At 69.9% G+C, this 15,534-nt stretch carries 15 protein-coding genes and 4 pseudogenes; 11 read left to right on the forward strand and 8 right to left on the reverse strand.

What is annotated here, in order from left to right:
* The coding region (locus tag BIV23_RS31180; RefSeq protein ID WP_177240102.1) for an AEC family transporter at positions 1 to 232 on the forward strand (232 nt) is incomplete at its 5' end.
* 436 nt (positions 233 to 668) lie between these two features.
* Here the strand turns inward: BIV23_RS31180 and BIV23_RS54080 are convergent.
* Positions 669 to 895: pseudogene (locus tag BIV23_RS54080) on the reverse strand (IS701 family transposase); the annotation flags it as partial.
* 325 nt (positions 896 to 1,220) lie between these two features.
* Here BIV23_RS54080 and BIV23_RS31185 point away from each other — a divergent pair.
* The 3 genes and pseudogenes from BIV23_RS31185 to BIV23_RS31195 all read left to right on the forward strand — a co-directional run.
* A complete protein-coding gene (locus BIV23_RS31185) occupies positions 1,221 to 1,784 on the forward strand; it encodes a GNAT family N-acetyltransferase (protein WP_071384374.1) in 564 nt (187 codons plus the stop codon).
* A 90-nt stretch (positions 1,785 to 1,874) separates the two neighbouring features.
* Positions 1,875 to 2,566 (forward strand): annotated as a pseudogene (locus BIV23_RS47125) (transposase); the annotation flags it as partial.
* An 11-nt stretch (positions 2,567 to 2,577) separates the two neighbouring features.
* A pseudogene (locus BIV23_RS31195) lies at positions 2,578 to 3,417 on the forward strand (IS3 family transposase); the annotation flags it as partial.
* A 106-nt stretch (positions 3,418 to 3,523) separates the two neighbouring features.
* Here the strand turns inward: BIV23_RS31195 and BIV23_RS31200 are convergent.
* Together BIV23_RS31200 and BIV23_RS31205 are read right to left on the reverse strand one after the other, a co-directional pair.
* The gene (locus tag BIV23_RS31200; RefSeq protein ID WP_071384338.1) at positions 3,524 to 4,168 is read right to left on the reverse strand and encodes a response regulator; all 645 of its coding nucleotides are present in this window, start codon (positions 4,166 to 4,168) and stop codon (positions 3,524 to 3,526) included.
* Positions 4,156 to 5,412: a sensor histidine kinase gene (locus BIV23_RS31205; RefSeq protein WP_071384339.1), complete on the reverse strand. Its 1,257-nt coding sequence runs from the start codon at positions 5,410 to 5,412 to the stop codon at positions 4,156 to 4,158. Before BIV23_RS31205 ends, BIV23_RS31200 begins: the two co-directional genes overlap by 13 nt.
* A 103-nt stretch (positions 5,413 to 5,515) precedes the next feature.
* On the opposite strand from BIV23_RS31205, the gene BIV23_RS31210 reads away from it, so the two are divergent.
* The 6 genes and pseudogenes from BIV23_RS31210 to BIV23_RS31235 form a co-directional block, all read left to right on the forward strand.
* On the forward strand, positions 5,516 to 6,022 hold the full coding sequence (locus BIV23_RS31210) for a hypothetical protein (protein WP_071384340.1): 507 nt from the start codon (positions 5,516 to 5,518) through the stop codon (positions 6,020 to 6,022).
* A gap of 60 nt (positions 6,023 to 6,082) precedes the next feature.
* The gene (locus BIV23_RS31215; protein WP_071384341.1) at positions 6,083 to 6,718 is read left to right on the forward strand and encodes a class I SAM-dependent methyltransferase; all 636 of its coding nucleotides are present in this window, start codon (positions 6,083 to 6,085) and stop codon (positions 6,716 to 6,718) included.
* An 87-nt stretch (positions 6,719 to 6,805) separates the two neighbouring features.
* Entirely contained in the window at positions 6,806 to 8,062 is a 1,257-nt protein-coding gene (locus BIV23_RS31220) for a hypothetical protein (protein ID WP_071384342.1), read from the forward strand.
* Positions 8,059 to 8,439 carry an SCO4402 family protein gene (locus BIV23_RS31225; protein WP_079173502.1) on the forward strand — a complete coding sequence of 127 codons (381 nt, stop codon included), beginning with the start codon at positions 8,059 to 8,061 and terminating at the stop codon, positions 8,437 to 8,439. The genes BIV23_RS31220 and BIV23_RS31225 overlap by 4 nt, the downstream gene beginning before the upstream one ends.
* 196 nt (positions 8,440 to 8,635) lie before the next feature.
* The gene (locus BIV23_RS47130; RefSeq protein WP_245790716.1) at positions 8,636 to 9,505 is read left to right on the forward strand and encodes an alpha/beta fold hydrolase; all 870 of its coding nucleotides are present in this window, start codon (positions 8,636 to 8,638) and stop codon (positions 9,503 to 9,505) included.
* Positions 9,506 to 9,682: 177 nt separating this feature from the next.
* A pseudogene (locus tag BIV23_RS31235) lies at positions 9,683 to 10,591 on the forward strand (transposase); the annotation flags it as partial.
* On the opposite strand, the gene BIV23_RS31240 reads toward BIV23_RS31235, so the two are convergent.
* Genes BIV23_RS31240 through BIV23_RS31250 form a run of 3 tightly spaced genes read right to left on the reverse strand, consistent with a single transcriptional unit; the run spans position 10,507 to position 12,906 of the window.
* Positions 10,507 to 11,724, reverse strand: coding sequence for an alpha/beta hydrolase (locus tag BIV23_RS31240; RefSeq protein WP_071384344.1), 1,218 nt, complete (start codon positions 11,722 to 11,724; stop codon positions 10,507 to 10,509). The pseudogene BIV23_RS31235 and the gene BIV23_RS31240 overlap by 85 nt on opposite strands.
* Positions 11,714 to 12,601: a hypothetical protein gene (locus BIV23_RS31245; protein WP_071384345.1), complete on the reverse strand. Its 888-nt coding sequence runs from the start codon at positions 12,599 to 12,601 to the stop codon at positions 11,714 to 11,716. Before BIV23_RS31245 ends, BIV23_RS31240 begins: the two co-directional genes overlap by 11 nt.
* Positions 12,598 to 12,906 (reverse strand): PadR family transcriptional regulator, encoded by a 309-nt coding sequence (locus BIV23_RS31250; RefSeq protein ID WP_071384346.1) that lies wholly within the window; start codon positions 12,904 to 12,906, stop codon positions 12,598 to 12,600. The genes BIV23_RS31245 and BIV23_RS31250 overlap by 4 nt, the downstream gene beginning before the upstream one ends.
* Before the next feature lie 180 nt (positions 12,907 to 13,086).
* On the opposite strand from BIV23_RS31250, the gene BIV23_RS52380 reads away from it, so the two are divergent.
* Positions 13,087 to 13,500, forward strand: coding sequence for a recombinase family protein (locus BIV23_RS52380; RefSeq protein ID WP_245790717.1), 414 nt, complete (start codon positions 13,087 to 13,089; stop codon positions 13,498 to 13,500).
* A gap of 286 nt (positions 13,501 to 13,786) precedes the next feature.
* Here BIV23_RS52380 and BIV23_RS31260 read toward each other — a convergent pair whose 3' ends face one another.
* Together BIV23_RS31260 and BIV23_RS31265 are read right to left on the reverse strand one after the other, a co-directional pair.
* A complete protein-coding gene (locus BIV23_RS31260) occupies positions 13,787 to 14,932 on the reverse strand; it encodes an amidohydrolase family protein (protein WP_071384347.1) in 1,146 nt (381 codons plus the stop codon).
* Positions 14,929 to 15,522, reverse strand: coding sequence for a nuclear transport factor 2 family protein (locus BIV23_RS31265; RefSeq protein ID WP_079173503.1), 594 nt, complete (start codon positions 15,520 to 15,522; stop codon positions 14,929 to 14,931). The genes BIV23_RS31260 and BIV23_RS31265 overlap by 4 nt, the downstream gene beginning before the upstream one ends.
* Positions 15,523 to 15,534: the final 12 nt, after the last annotated feature.

The following is a 15,534-nucleotide window of genomic DNA, read 5'->3' on the forward strand; positions in this document are numbered from 1 at the left end:
GAAGTCCCTGGGCCAACCGGCCGTGGCATGGGTACTGGCGAGCGGCGTCTTCGGCCTGCACGGCGCCCCGCTGCTGGACGTGGTGGTGACCTCGGCTCTGCCGGCCGCGCAGAACCTGTTCACGTACGCGAGCCGGTACCGGGTGGCCGAGTCCCTGGCGAGAGAGTCCATCCTGCTGTCGACGGTGGCGTCGGTACCGGTGTTGGCGGGGGTGGCGGCGGTGTTGGGATGAGCGACAGCCGACAGGGAACCCGCCAGTGCCGAGCTTCAGGTCGAACGGCTCCGGAAGCAGGAACCCGGCGCCACCGCAGGGCCAGGCATCAGGAACGAGCCCGTTCGGGCCTTGGGAGTGCGCAGCCATAGCAGCACCGTGTTCGCCGGGTACGACACCGCTGCCCCACTTTTCCCCTGCGGCTGGGTGGCTTGTCCGCCCGGCGTCGCGCGCGGCCCCGCCGTCGCGCGAGGAACACCGGCGGCGCCCGATCCCCTCGCTCGCCGCCCAGGGCCTGCCTGTCCCACCCACCCACTTCTCTTTTCTTCCTGCCGGCGGGCGTGGACTCGGGGGCGTAGAGGGGATGTCGGCCTCCCGAGCATCGCAGGGCCGGCGTCGTGAGCTGCGGGTTTGCGGGCGGGCGCGGGAGTGGGTGCGGACGGTTGTCGGCGGGGATCAGGAAAAACCGCAGCCGCTGCACCGCTGGCACCCCGCACCTTCCACCGGCTCCGCCCCGGCCAGACAGGTGATCGTCTTGTTCCGTTCCCCCGCGGCGCCAGCAGCCCGGTCAGATACTCGCGAAAGCCCCGCCGCTGGGCCAGACTGAAGAAGAGGTCGCCGAAACCGGGCCGCGTAGCCCTCCAACGGCCCCGGCATAGGCGGACACGGACAGCGAGCAGTCATCTTCAGCCCCCGGCAAGGCAGTTGACTCCTCCCACCGGCCTACGACCAACCCGACCTGCCCGTCAACCACACCACCACCGGATTCGACGAACTACCGGTAGACGCACTTGGGCCCCCGTCAGTGACGGCCGATCGCCCCACGATTCACGTTGCCGTTGTGTTTCTCTGTGGCCGAGCGCCACCAGCCGGTGTAGGGAGCCTGACCCCGAAACCCCGCCGCACAGGTTAAAGATCAAGCTAGGAGCGTGGGCCAGTAACGGCTCGGGGCATTCGAGGCTGGAGCGCGAGGTCTCGGCTGGGCCCTGTGCTGGCTATGCTGCCGACCATGACCAGCGGTGTGACCACTGAGCCCGTCGTCCTTGACGCCGTACAGCTGACTTCCGATCCGGAGCTGGAGATCCGGTTTACGGAATCGGCTCACCAGATCCTGGCGGATCTGGTCAGTGGAGGTGCCTCGCTGGGCTGGGTCGAGCCACCCTCGCGGGATGAGGTGGCGGGCCTTCTCGGGCACGTCGTCTCTGCGGTGGAGGCCGGGGATGCGGCTCTGCGTGCCGCTTACCTCGACCGTCAGCTGGTCGGGTTGGGGTACTGGTTGCGCTACGCCCGACCGACCCACCGGCCCCACGCCGACCTGGAGAAGATCGCGGTAGATGCTGCTGCGCATGGTCGTGGTGTCGGTCGAGTACTGACCGCTGCCTTGATCGCTGACGCCCGGGAGGCAGGTATCGAGGTCCTCACCCTGGACGCCCGTGGCGACAACACCAATGCCCTGCACCTCTACCGGTCATTGGGCTTCACCGAATACGGCCGTCTGCCCGACTTCGTCGCCGTCGGCGAACACCGCTACGACAAGGTCTTCTACATGTTGGACTTCCGCCAGCAAGGCTGACCACTGCCACGTACGAAGGCCCGGCGGCGACCTGCTGGCGCTTCGCGATCTTTCATGCGAGATGATCACGGCATGCGTGGCGGGGATGGACTGTTCGATGTCGAGCCGGTCGAGAAGAAGCGGTCTCGGGGCCGTCAAGCGGCGGAGGACAAGACGTTTCGGGCCTTCGACCCGCACCAGGTCCTGCTGCTGCCTCCGCCGCTGGACGACTGGCTGCCCCAGGACCAACTCGCCCGGTTCGTCGCCGACCTGGTCGACGAGGTCCTCGACCTCTCGCCGGTGCTGGCGGACTACACCGACAAGCGGGGCTACCCGCCCTACGATCCCCGGCTGATGCTGCGGCTGCTGATCTACGGCTACACCACCGGCGTCCGCTCCCCACGGGCGATCGAGCGCAAGTGCACCGACGACGTCGCGTTCCGGTTCCCGGCCGCCGAAGGCCCCGGACTTCCGCCCGATCGCCCGGTTCCGCCGCCGCCACCTGGACGCCCTCGCCGACCTGTTCACCCATTCCCTGCACCTCGCGCAGAAACTCGGCATGGTCAGGATGGGCCGCGTCGCCCTGGACGGCCGAGATCGCTCAGTTGGAGGCGAAGGCCCAGGCCTTGCTGGCCGACGCGCAGGCCACCGATGAAGCCGAGGACCAGACATTCGGCCCCAATGGCAAGGACACCGACCTGCCCGCCGAGCTGGACCGCCGGGAGAAGCGCCTGGCCAGGCTGCAGGCCGCCCGCGCGCAGATCGAGGCCGAAGCCGCCGACAAGGCCCGCGCTCACACCGAGGCCCTTGCAGGGTGCCGGTGGCGGTGACGTGCCGGGTGCTCGGGCTGGCTCGTCAGCCCTACTACCGGTGGCTGGCCCGGCCTGCCACCGACGCCGAACTGACCGAGGCATACCGGGCCAACGCCCTGTTCGACGCGCACCGCGACGATCCCGAGTTCGGGCACCGCTTCCTTCTCCACGAGGCCCGCGTCGCCGGTGAGGCGATGGCCGAGCGAACGGCCTGGCGGATCTGCCGGGACAACGGCTGGTGGAATGCCTTCGGCAAGCGCAGGGGCCGCGGGAAGAACGCCAAAGCCGGGCCACCGGTCCACGATGACCTGGTGCGGCGGAACTTCACCGCGGACGGGCCGAACCGGTTGTGGCTCACGGATATCACCGAGCACGCGACCGGCGAGGGCAAGCTGTATCTGTGCGCGGTCAAGGACGTGTACTCCGGCCGCATCGCGGGCTATTCCATCGATGCCCGGATGAAGTCCCGCCTCGCCGTGGCCGCGCTGGAGTCCGCCGTCGTCCGCCGCGGCTCCGCTGCGGGATGCATCGTGCACTCCGACCGCGGATCGCAATTCCGGTCCCGCAAGGTCGCCGCCGTCCTCACCCGGCACGGCCTGGTCGGCTCACTGGGCCGGGTCGGGGCTGCCGGCGACAACGCCGCAATGGAGAGCTTCTTCGCACTGCTGCAAAAGAACGTCCTCGACCGCCGCGTCTGGGCCACCCGCCAGGAGTTGCGGATCGCGATCGTCACCTGGATCGAACGGACCTACCACCGGCGCCGCCGGCAACGACGCCTGGGTCGATTGACCCCCGTCGAGTACGAGACCATCATGACCCCACCCGCAGCTCTGGCTGCATAAACCCCGCTGTCACCCGATCATGCAGCAGTCCCGCCCGGATGTCATGCCGGAGAAAGGCCGGAAAGGCCCAAGTGGAAGGGGATGCGGTCCGCAGGGTCGGCCGGGATCAGGCCACGCCGAGGAAGCTCAGTACGGCGAGCACCCGGCGGTGGTCGGCGTCCGCCTTCGGCAGGTCGAGCTTGGCGAAAATGTTGTTGATGTGCTTGGCCACCGCGCTCTCGCTGACCACGAGTTGCCCCGCGATCCCGGCGTTGGACCGGCCGCCCGCCATCAGCTCCAGGACCTCGCGTTCCCGCGGGGTGAGCCGGTCCAGCGGGCCGCTGTGGCGGCGTACCAGAAGCTGCGAGACGACCTGCGGGTCCAGCGCTGTCCCGCCGGCCGCGACCCGGCGCAGCGCGTCCACGAACTCCTCCACGTCCGCGACGCGTTGCTTGAGCAGATAGCCGATGCTGGAGGTGTTGGCGGACAGCAGATCGGCCGCGTACCGCTCCTCCACATACTGCGAGAGCAGCAACACCGCGGTCTTGGGCCACTGTTGCCTGATGACCAGCGCGGCGCGCACTCCCTCGTCGGTGAAACCGGGGGGCATGCGGACGTCCACCACCGCGATGTCCGGCCGGTGCTCCTCCACCGCGGTCAACAGCGCCTCGCCGTCGCCGACTTCGGCGACGACCTCGAAGCCGGCCATCTCCAGGACCTTGACCACCCCGACCCTGAGCAGTACGGAATCCTCGGCGATCACGGCACGCACGGCAGCTCCACGGTGATGACGGTCGGCCCCCCGACGGGGCTGTCGACCGACAGCGTGCCATCGACCGAGGCGACCCGCTTGGCCAGCCCCGCCAGCCCGGTACCACCGGTGGGTTCCGCGCCGCCCACCCCGTCGTCGCTGATGACGACCAGCAGCGTCGTCCCGAAGCGCTCCACGGTGACCTCGGCGCTGGACGCCTCCGCGTGCTTCACCACGTTCGTCAGTGCTTCGGAGACGACGAAGTAGGCGACCGCCTCGATCGTGGGCGACGGCCGCGACGGCAGGTCCACCTTCACCCGTACAGGGATGGGTGCTCGGGCGGCGATGCCGGACAGCGCGGGGTCCAGGCCGCGGTCCTCCAGCACGGCCGGGTGCAGCCCGCGCACCAGGCCGCTCAGCTCCTCTATCGCCTCCTTCGCCTCCCGGTGCGCCTCGCCGATCACCTTGCGGGCCTCCTCGGGCAGGTCGGTGAGCGTGGCCTTGGCCAGGCCGAGGTTGACGGCCAGGGAGACCAGCCGCTGCTGGGCTCCGTCGTGCAAGTCTCGTTCGATACGCCGTCGTTCGGCATCGACCGCGTCCACCAGGCCGGTCCTGCTCTCGGTCAGGTCCTCGACCCGGCGCGCCAACTGCTCCTCGCGGCTGGGCCCGAGGAGGACGGTGGCGGTGCGGGTGTCGAGCCGGGAGAGGGCGTCGGTCGACAACCGCGCGATGTGGAGCAGGGCGAGCCCCGCCGCGGTGACGTACGCCGCCCAGGTGTAGTAGCCGGGATGGTCGACGCGCCAGTCCAGCGGCACCAGCCAGATCCACAGGTAGATCGAGGTGGCGGTGCCGGCCACGACCCATGCCAGGAGGGTGAAGGACCCCGTGAGAGCGAGCAGCGGCCCGTCCAGCAGGTGGTACCTGAGCTGCCGGTGCCCCGCCCGGGATCGCAGCCACTCCGGCAGCCGGGGCCGCTGTCCCGCGTAAGGCGAGGGGATGGCCACGTCGAGCCGGGTGCGGAAGCGGCCGCGCTGCACCTCGGTCAGCAGCGGCCCGGCGAGCACGATGGCCGTGAACGGGATGAACACCGCGAGGAGCAGTTGGCCCGCCGGGTCGAGGACCGGGAGGAAGAGCAGCCACGGCAGGGACGCGACGAAGAGGACGCCGAGCTGGACGAGGACGCCCGTGACGAGGAACGAGACCGGTCGTCCGGCTCCCTGGAACGGGAACAGAAGTAGGCGCCGCAGGCGGGCGGTTGTGTGCATGGGGAAACGGTAGGTGTCCGGGCCGGGGGCGGGCCATGGCAAGAGCATCCGCCTCGGGGTGTAGCCAGTGCCACCCCCACAACGGACATTCGCGTTACTGACCGTGAGCGCCTGGCGGGCGAGGCTGGAGGCCGTGAAGGAGCACCGGGAACGCGAGGAGACCGATCCGATGAGCACGCTGAGCGTCTGCCGACTTCAGGACGAGGTCCGCGGCTCGGCCGGCCTGCGCATCGGCCGCCGGTACCGCCTGGAGCACGTCCTGGTCGGCTGCGGGCTGGCCCTGCTGCCGTGGCTGGTCGTGCTGGCCAACGGTCTGCCGGGGACCGCCATCGCCTCGAACTGGTGCACCGCCTGGATCGGCCTGGACGCGCTGGAGGCGCTGGGGCTGATCGCCACGGGGCTGCTGGCTGCACGCGGCCACCACCTGCACGCGCTGACGGCCGTCGCCACCGCGACGCTGCTGGTGGTCGACGCCTGGTTCGACACGGTGACCGCGGCACCGGGCGCGGATCAGATATCGGCGGTGGTGATGGCGGTCGGCGCGGAACTGCCGCTGGCGGTGGTGTGCGTCGTGCTGGCGGTACGGAGGTTTGCCCGCCAGACAGCCTGACCCTCGCTCCCGGCCCCGCCTCCTTCCCGCACGCCACCATCCCCTCCCAAGGAGAGATCCATGTCCCACACCGTCCTGGCCAAGCCCGCCGTCCGCTGGGCGCTCGCCGCCGGTGCCGTCGCCGCCGGCGCCCTGTGGTTCGGCGACAAGGCCCCTTACCCGTACGCCCAACACAAGCTGCTGGACCTGCCGTTGCCGTATCTGACCGCGAACCGCCTGGACGCCGTGCTGCGGCCCAGGCCAGGTGAGCGGGTGCTGGAAGTCGGTCCCGGCACCGGCCTGCAGTCGCTGCACGTCGCTCCCCAACTCGGCCCGGACGGACGGCTGGACGTCCTGGACATCCAGCCGGAGATGCTCGACCACGTGATGCGCCGCGCGGAACGGCACGGCATCGCCAACATCACGCCCACCCGAGGTGACGCTCGTGAACTCCCCTTCCCTGACCGCACGTTCGACGCCATGTACCTGGTGACCGCACTGGGCGAGGTACCGGAGCCGGAGCGGGTGCTGGCCGAGGCGGTCCGGGTGCTCACCCCCGGAGGCCGACTGGTGGTCGGCGAGTTCTTCGACCGCCACTGGATCCCCTTCGGCACCTTGCACCGCCTCGCCGACGACTCCGGCCTCCACCTGGCCGCACACCGTGGCTCCGCCCTCGCCTACCTAGCCCGCTTCCGCCCCTGCGCCGCGGCAGCGTAGGAACGGGCCCGGGTCTACTGCCCCGGGAGGCCGGGGACCGCCTTCATCGCCAACGGCCAGTACTCCGCCCGCAGCGACGACGAACGCGTGACCGCCTCCAAACTCGTCAACGACGGCGGCCCGGAGGTCAAGGCAGCCGCCAAGGTCGCCCTGGCCGGCCCCGCCGATCAGCTCGAAGCCTTCCTCAACGTCGGCCAGTGCATGGCTGACCGCAAGGACAAGCTCGCGGACACCCACAACGCCCAGATGCAGCGCCTGATCGCCGAAGTCTCTGGCATCGCGGCCACGGCGCGCAAGAACAGCTGGCTCGCCGCCAAGGCAGCCGCCGACGCCCACCGGGCGTCCACCGATGCCCAGAAGGCGGCCAACCAAGCGGCCAACTCCGCCCACGAGGCCCAGGGCTACGCCCACGACGCCGACGTGGCCGCCGCCAGCGCCGAGAACTCCGCCGACCAGGCCCGCAAGTCCGTGGCCACCGCACGTGCCGCCGCCGACGCCACCGAGTCGGCCGCCCAGGCCGAGTTCAACACCAACTACGCCCGCACCTCCGCCTCCCAGGCCGACCAGTCCGCCACCGACGCCCGCGACTCCGCGATCGCCGCCGGCAAGAGCGCCAAGGAAGCCCAGGAACAGGCTTCCCAGGCATGGCAGATCACCATGGACAAGCGCCGGGCCCAGGAAGCCGAAGCCCGCCGCCAGGCTGAAGAGGCACGCAAGGCGCAGGCCGAGGCCAAGAAGAAGACCAAGCACTGCCACTACATCCCCCGTCCCGGCTACTACCCGGACTGCCTCAAGGACGGTGGTGTCATGGATCCGCCGATCAACGTGGATCCGCAAGAGGCCGCCATGATCTACGGCGGACTGTGGACGCTCTCCGGCGGCAAGGACATCCAGGACTGCATCGACAACCCCACCCTCGGCAAATGTGCCTTCGCCGCCATGGTCGTCATTCCCGGCGTCGGCGAACTCAAGGCAGCCAAGAAGGTCGAAGAGGGCGTCGAAGGCGTCGCCGAGGCCAGCCGGGTCAGCAGGACCGTCGACGGCTGGCTCCCGCAGGACGCCGTGGACAAGGTGCCGGACTCCCTCAAGCCGTTCATGAAGGGGAACAAGAAGGGCATCGGTTACCTCTGGAACGACGGCAAGGGGAACGGCGTCCGGATCGACCAGGGAAACCCCAACAACTCCCAGGTGTTCCAGCAGGTCGACCACGTCGTCATCAACTCCGGCGGTAAGATCATCGGCCGCGATGGAAAGCCCGTAATCGGCTCGATCAAGGATCACGCCGAGGAAGCCCACATCCCGTTGGAGGAATGGCTCCACTGGAAGGAATGGGACAAGCCGTGAACCAGACACCGCAGGTGCGACTGCCCCAGATGCGTGAGCAGATCATCTCCGCGGTCCAAGCGCTGTCCGACCCCGACCACCAGCGACGCGTCTGGATCGAGCGCCAGTACCCGCATCCGGGCTACTTCGACGACCTCACGATGAACATCCACATCCTCTACGACGACACCGCCGTACTGGACGACCCTTCCGCGGCGATCGGCACCACACTCCGCGACGCGTCGGAGGCACGGACGATCCAATGCCTCGCCGACCGCCTGGACGAGATCCTCGACGCCCTGGAGCCCGAGGCGGACGAGGCCGCCTACCTTGGACATCCGCTGTGGCCAGGCGTCGTCGAAGCCGCAGCGCAGGCCCACGCGGCCCTCACCCGGTGACCCGCTGAGGACCCCGACAGTCTCGGCGCCTCGGTGCTGACCACACCACATCCCGCCGCTCCCGTCGGACCGGCCGCACCCGCGGCCGGTCCGGCGAAAGCCCGACCGGACCGCTTCAGCCGCAGTACCGGCCGCTGCACTCAGCTTGTGATTTGACCTTTCGCAGAGCCTCAATGAGACCGGTAGGTTCTCCGCGGTGACCTCGGTGGAGACGCAGGGCTTCGTGTCGATGACGGACGAGGCGCAGTTGCGCTGGATGGCGATGGGAGACGCCACCCGGCGGCCGCCGGTGGTCATGCTCCATGGCGGTCCGGGTCTGCCGGACTACCTGGGCGATGTCGCCGCCATGGTCGCGGACCTTGCGCCCGTGTACCGGTACGACCAGCGCGGCACGGGCCGGTCGCCCTGGCGGGGGCGCCATTCCCTCACCCGGCATGTCGACGATCTTGCTGAGCTGCTCGACGCATGGGACGTATCCAAGGCCGTGCTGATTGGGCATTCCTACGGCACTAACCTGGCGAGCCGGTTCTGCCTGGCACACTCTGACCGGGTTGCCGCGATGCTGCTGATGTGCGGGCCGTTCGTCGGTGATTGGCGCTCCGGGGACCAAGCGGAGCGCGATCGCCGCATGTCCGCAGCACAGCAGGAACGGCTCCGCGCATTAAAGGAGTTGCCGGACCGCACGGAGGAACAGGAAGTCGAGCTGCTCACGCTGGCCTGGTTCACCGACCACGCCGATCCCGAACGCGGGTGGCACTGGGCAGCACAGGGCGCCCGGCGGCGTCGCCCCGTCAACTGGACTGTGAATGGTGAACTTGGCAGGGAAGGACGCGCGGACCCGCTCGATGCGCATCTGGCCGAGCTGCGCGCGTGCCTGCCCGCGCGAACGGAACTCCTCGGTGGGGCTGACGATCCCCGCCCTGTGTCGGCTCTTGAATCACTTGCGCTCCGGCTCGATCTTCCACTGACGCGGATCGAGGGCGCTGGGCACGAGCCCTGGCTGGAGCAGCCTGACGCCGTGCGTGCGCACCTTCGGCGATTCGTGCAAGGCGCGATGGGCGCATAGAGTTTCGGCCGGTTTGCTGGCTGACGTCATCCCCAGCTGTCGGCACCGCGGACGGTCCGGTGCCGAAATGGGCCTCGAACTAGGCCGCTCACCTGGGTGTTCGGCGGACGCTGGGGCGGCCTTCGTCTGATCATGTGCTCCGACCAAGGTGCACCGATCGAGACGAAGGCCGTGAGGGTGAGTCTGCTGCCTGACGCCGGTCCCGGGGAAGCGTTCGCGCAAGCGTCACGCTTCCGAGAGGAATCTTTCGACTGCCTGACCGCGCGCAGGGACGAACTGCTCGAGCTGGTCGATGCGTTGCTGTGCGCGGACGGTCCGGTGACGTCGCCGGTGGATCTGACGCGGGTGGCTGAGCACCGGCGCGGGCACAGCGCGATGTACGAGGCGTTGAACTGCGGGAACGTGGACGTTCCCCGGCTTCGGCCGGTGCTGGCCGGTCTGCCGATGCCGCAGGCCGCCGACGGGCGCCTGGTCCTGGCGGTCGACGTCGGCAACTGGCTCCGCCCCGACGCCCCGACCAGCGCGGACCGCCTGTTCTGCCACGTCTACGGCCGCAGCGGCCGGTCCTCGTACCAGTTCATCCCCTGCTGGCCGTACTCCTTCGTCGCCGCCCTGGAATCGGGCCGGACGTCCTGGTGCCGGCTCCTGGACGCCGTCCGTCTCGGACCCGGGGACGACGTCGCCGAGGTCACCGCCGCCCAGCTCCGCCGTGTGGTCGAGGACCTGATCGAGATGGGTCGCTGGCACTTCGGCGACCGCGACATCCTCACCGTCTTCGACGCCGGCTATGACGCCCCGCGCATGGCCCACCTCCTGGCCGGCCTCCCGGCCGAGGTGCTGGGTCGGATGCGCTCCGACCGCGTCATGCGACGGCCGACGCCCACCCTCAAGGAGTACGCCCTGGCCTACCCCTTGGGCGGGCGGCCGCCGAAGCACGGGAAGGAGCTCCGCTTCGCCAAGCCGGAGACCTGGGCCGAGCCGGACGCGGCCACGACGCAGGCTCACGACGCGGTGCGCTGTACCCCGACCTTGGGGTACGGCGAGGACCGGCCGGCCAGCAGCGGTTCCGGCAGGCCGCGGGCCACATGGTCGACGAACGCGGCCAGGTAGGCGTTGGTGATGGTCAGCGTGTCGTCGCTGTCGATCGACCCGAGCCCGACCACAGACCGGATCGGCGCGGCCAGGTAGTAGGCGCCGTAGTCGCTGAAGTTGAAGTGCTCGGCCCCGTTGAGCCGGTAACTCCAGACGGGCCCGGTGCTGGCTGCCAGCACGGCGCGGGCGGCGTCGCGTTCGGATTGTTCGTCGGCATTGCTCGGCCGGCAGGTTCCGGTGATGCAGGAGCTCTGGCTGGCCAGCAGCATCATCGGTTTGCCGAGTCCGGAGTGGACGACCGTGCCGAACTGGGTTCCGTCCAGGTCGGCTGCTCCGGCGCAGTGCGGGTCGTCGTGGCAGGCTTGGAGCGCGGCGGCTCCGCCGAAGGAGTGGCCCAGGTACAGGGTGGTGGCCGCGTCGACGTGTCCGGCGAAGCGGCCGGTGGCGTCCAGCGCGGCGACCCGGGTCGCGGCGAAGCGGTCGTCGGCCGCCCATACGCTGACCAGCCGGTCGTTGGCGGGGCGCATGGCGGCCGCGTCGGAGTCCTGCGGGTTGCCGGCGGGTGTCGCGCTCACCGGCCGTCCGTTCAGCACGGTCAGGTTCGCGCTGTAGGTGGGGGTGATCCCGGCGACCAGGTATCCGTGGCTGGCCAGGTTCTCCGCGAGCGTGGTGTACTGCGGCGCGGCCAGACCCAACCCGGGTTCGAGCACCACCACGGGGAACCGGCCTGCGGTGACGGGGGCGTCGGCGACGGCGTGCACCCGGATGTCGGCGAAACTGGTCTCGCCCAGCCCGGGCAGGCCGCCCATGTGCAGTCCCGACCATGCGCCCGGGGCGTAGGGCGCGGGTGGTGCGCCGGGGGCGGGTGCGGCCGGGTACCACAGCCACGCGGACAGCTCCCGCGGCATGCCCGGCCGCGGGGCGAGTGGATCGGTGCGGGCGTGGTCGGTCCAGTCGGCCGTGGTCCGGCCGACTGGATAACGGCCGGTCGGGGCGGGCAGGGTGACCTGCTGCCCCTGCCGGACCGCCACATAGCCGATGTAGCCGCCGAGCGTCACCACCAGCACGATCGCCAGGACGAGCAGGGTCTTCAGGGTTCGGCGTAGCCACCGACGGTCAGTGCGCATCGACGCTGCCCCGGGTACGTGCGATGGCGGCCCGCAGGCCGCGTGCGGAGGAGGTCGCCGCGACCACCAGCGTGACCGCCATGACCGTGCCGTAGCCGGTCAGTGCCGTAAGCCCGGGCCGGTCGGCGAAGGCGACCAGGCTCCAGCCGACGCTGGCGGTGACGGCCACCGCCATGAATGCCGTGGCGACCGCGCCGGCCACGGTGGCGAGGCGTAGCCCCGCACCGCCCGGCGTGACGTGCCGCAGCGCGGCGGCCGGTCCGGCGGCGAAGGCGGCACCGGCGAACAGGCCGAGCCCGACCAGGACCAGGAACGCGGTGGGGCCGACACCCGTCCCGTGGGTGATCAGCCGGAGAACCGCCGCAACGCCCAGGAAGGCCGATACGGCGACCGGTGGGGCGAGTAACAGCAGGCGGGCGCGGCGGCGTCCGGGATGGCATTGCGGGGTGCGGAGGACGGCGGCCACCGGGGGCAGCCAGCCGACCGCGATGGCCAGCGCCGACGTGGCCGAGGCCAGCGCGTAGACGTTGTACCACCCTGCGGCCGGGTCGGTGTGCCCGGTGACGTACCAGGCCCCGTCCCGGGTGGTCTTGGCGAACAGGACGGCGCCGGCCGCCAGCGCCGTCCACGCGCACAGCGTCACCGCGACGGTGGTGCACATCCGTCCGGTCCGGTCGTGCAGGTGCCTGCTGGGACGGGCCCAGACGCGCACCGCCGCAGCCGCGACGTCGACCACCTGCCGAACCCCGACGCCACCGTCCTCCAGCAGGGCCGCGAACTCCGTGGCGTAGCGGTGGCGCCACACGGGCGGATACAACCCGACCAGCACGCGCACCCGCCAGTCGGGCCTGCCCTCGGCGGAGTTCGGGATTTTCACGGCATGGCCCCTGCGGCCCGGAGCCGGCGTAGCCCCAGATCGGCCACCCGCTGCATCTGCTCCGCCTGCTCGGCCAGCGTGCGCTGGCCGAGAGCGGTGATCCGGTAGGGGCGGCGACGCCCCTGCGCGGGCAGCGCCTCGATCAGCCCGTCAGCTTCCAACCGGGCCAGCACCCCGTACAGAGTGCCGGGGCCGAGGACAACACCGACCGAGTTCGCGATGTCCTGGGTGATCGCGTAACCGTGCCTGGGTTCGTCAGCCAGGCTCGCCAACACGAGTACGGCCGGATCGGTCTCGGACGCCATGACTCCCCTCTCCGTCGAACTACGCGGGAGGATATAACGCGTCACGATGTAACGCCGAACATGGTAAGCAATCTTTGGTCGCAGGCTTCTGGAACGAGTCCCACGCTGTGGTGTTTTGGTACGCACGCGCCACAACCGCACCCCAGTGATGCACAACCCGACTCACTCGCCGAGACCGGCGTGACGCGCGTCTTCTCGGAGAAGATCTCCACGCGTGCCACCAAACGCCCGGAGCTGCAGGCCACCGTGAAACTCGCCGGGGACATCCGCTCCCCCGGCGTCACCGTCACCCTCGTCGTCCGCGAACACAAACGGCTCGGCCGCGGCATCGAACTCGCCCTGCTCACCGACGAACTGAAGGCCAGCGACGTCGGCCTGGAGTTCCTCACCGGCGAACTGAAAGGCTCGTACGACCCGTCCGAAATCGTGTTCACCATGTTCTCGGCCATGTCGGGCATGGAGCGCAAGTACATCCGCGACGGCACCCTCGAAGACCACGAGTCCGCCCGTAAACGTGGCAGAACCATCGACGGCGCGGGCGTCACCGACGAAGACATACTGTCCATGGCCCTCCACCTGCGTACCAGGAGATGAGCCCGCGCGACGTCGCCAAGCGCCTCGTCATCACCACCGGCACGAAGAAGGGCCGGCACCCCCCCGCCCGGCCACCGTCATGCCGATGCTGGACGAATACGACAAGCAGGCCGCCACACCGGCGAGCGCGTGATCACCCGCTACTTTGCGGCTGGTGTCTGAGCTAGGACTACGGGGCACAGATCCCCGCGAGTTCGCGGAAACCGAAGGTTCTTCGACGTGAACCCGCGGGTGCGAGGCCCCGATTATGAGGGGTGGCCCGCGGGTTCGTGGTCAACTCGCTGGGTCAGTCTCGGCCGCCTGGTTCAGCAGGTGGGCCGCCCGAGGATGTACACGACCTTTTCGCCGTGTCAACGGCCTCGCCGTCTGTCCAGACGCTTTGGACATGGCGGGTTGCGGCGATGTCAGTCACCGGGTTGCCGGTGACGAGGAGCAGGTCAGCGCGCAAGCCCGGGCGTATACGGCCGCGGTCATGGAGGGCGAAGGTGCTCGCGGCCACGCTTGTCGCCGACTGCAGCGCTTCGAGGGGGCTCAGACCGGCCTCGACGAGCAAGGTGAGTTCGTCGTGCAGGCTGCTGCCGTGCAGCACCTTTGCGGGCACTCCAGGCGCGTCGTTGGCATCGGTTCCGGCGACGATGGTGGCACCGGCTTGGTGCAGCGCCGCGACCGTGTTGCGCGCGTGGTCGAAGGAGAGCGCGGGGTCGCCGAGGTTGTTCGCGGTGCCGCGCATCATGGTCAGTGTGGGGACGACGACGTGTCCTCCACTCGTAAGGGTCCGCACCAGGTCGTGATCGATGTCGGTGTCGAGCGGGACGTGGGTGAGGACGTCGGCACCGGCCCGCACAGCGAGCTTGACCGCGGCGGTGTGGCTGGCGTGGGCCACCGTCCGCAGCCCGACCGCGTGAGCCGCCTCGACCGCGGCGGTCGCAGTGCCCAGGTCGGGTCCGCCCGCTCCGGGCCGTTCGACGATCAGCTTGATGTAGTCCGCGCCTTCGGCGGCGCGGCGCGCAACGCAGCGGCGGGCCTCTTCCGCTGTCGTCACCAGGCTGTCGGCGGGGAAGCCCGGGATGTCCGCATGTGGCCCGCCGGGTCCGGCTAGCGGGGCGCCGCAGCTGCGGAGGTCCGCGCCTGCGCCGGCTGTGCGCAGCGCTGCGACGAACAGCGGCGGCCAGGTCCCCATATCCAGTGCGGTGGTCACTCCGGACCGGGCGAGCGCCCTGAGTTGATGGTGGGCGGAGAAGTGCACGTGAGCGTCGATCAGGCCGGGCAGCAGGGTCGCGCCGGCACCGTCGACGATCCGTCCGGCGGGCGGGTTCGTACCGGCCGGGGTGACTCCGATGATCGCGGACTCGTCGAACGAGACGTCCCAGGCACCGTCAAGCAGGTCGGTCCCGTCGAAGACCGCGACACTGGTGACCGTGGTGAGCGTCACGTCCTCACCTCCCCGCGCAGCCACTCGAACGCGGACTGCTTGATGACGCGTTCCCGTTCGCTGCCCTTGGTCGCGAAGGTACGGCGGACGGGGAACCCGCTCACCTCCAGCAGGTACGCCAGCGCCGCGTACTCCCGCGGGTACCCGGCGAGCGCCTCGCGGTCGATCTCCACGACGCCGGCGGGGAAGGTGAAAGAGCCGAAGTCATAGACGCTTTTGCGGTCGAGGATGCGCCAGACGCCGTTCCGCTGCTCAAGGCGGTCGATGAACCGGTTGTGACTGTTGCAGCCGAGCTCGATCCGGACGTTCTCGCCGATGATGACGGCGTTGGTTTCGCTGACTGCACGCGTGCCGTCGGCTGAGAAGGTCGCCACGGGCGCCGTGATCAGATGCTTGGAGCGCAAGTCGGAGGCGCCCATGCGCGCGGACGCGTCGACGAACTCGTAAGCCGTGCCCTCGAACCAGGTGATCTCGATCCGTCCGTCCGGGTGGAACAGCTCACGCAGCTGGTCCCACTCGGCGAGGTCACGGTGGATCCATCCGGTCATGAGGTCGGCTATGTCCTGACGGTCCTGCAGTGTCGCTGTCACGCATCCAGTGTC

Origin of the sequence: Streptomyces monashensis, from assembly GCF_001866665.1 — a bacterium.
GTDB lineage: Bacteria > Actinomycetota > Actinomycetes > Streptomycetales > Streptomycetaceae > Streptomyces > Streptomyces monashensis.

Excerpts from the sequence above, each read along its gene's own strand:
- BIV23_RS31185 (WP_071384374.1), top strand. The coding sequence starts at position 1,221 with ATGACCAGCGGTGTGACCACTGAGCCCGTCGTCCTTGACGCCGTACAG.
- BIV23_RS31205 (WP_071384339.1), bottom strand. The coding sequence starts at position 5,412 with ATGCACACAACCGCCCGCCTGCGGCGCCTACTTCTGTTCCCGTTCCAG.
- BIV23_RS31215 (WP_071384341.1), top strand. The coding sequence starts at position 6,083 with ATGTCCCACACCGTCCTGGCCAAGCCCGCCGTCCGCTGGGCGCTCGCC.
- BIV23_RS31240 (WP_071384344.1), bottom strand. The coding sequence starts at position 11,724 with ATGCGCACTGACCGTCGGTGGCTACGCCGAACCCTGAAGACCCTGCTC.
- BIV23_RS31250 (WP_071384346.1), bottom strand. The coding sequence starts at position 12,906 with ATGGCGTCCGAGACCGATCCGGCCGTACTCGTGTTGGCGAGCCTGGCT.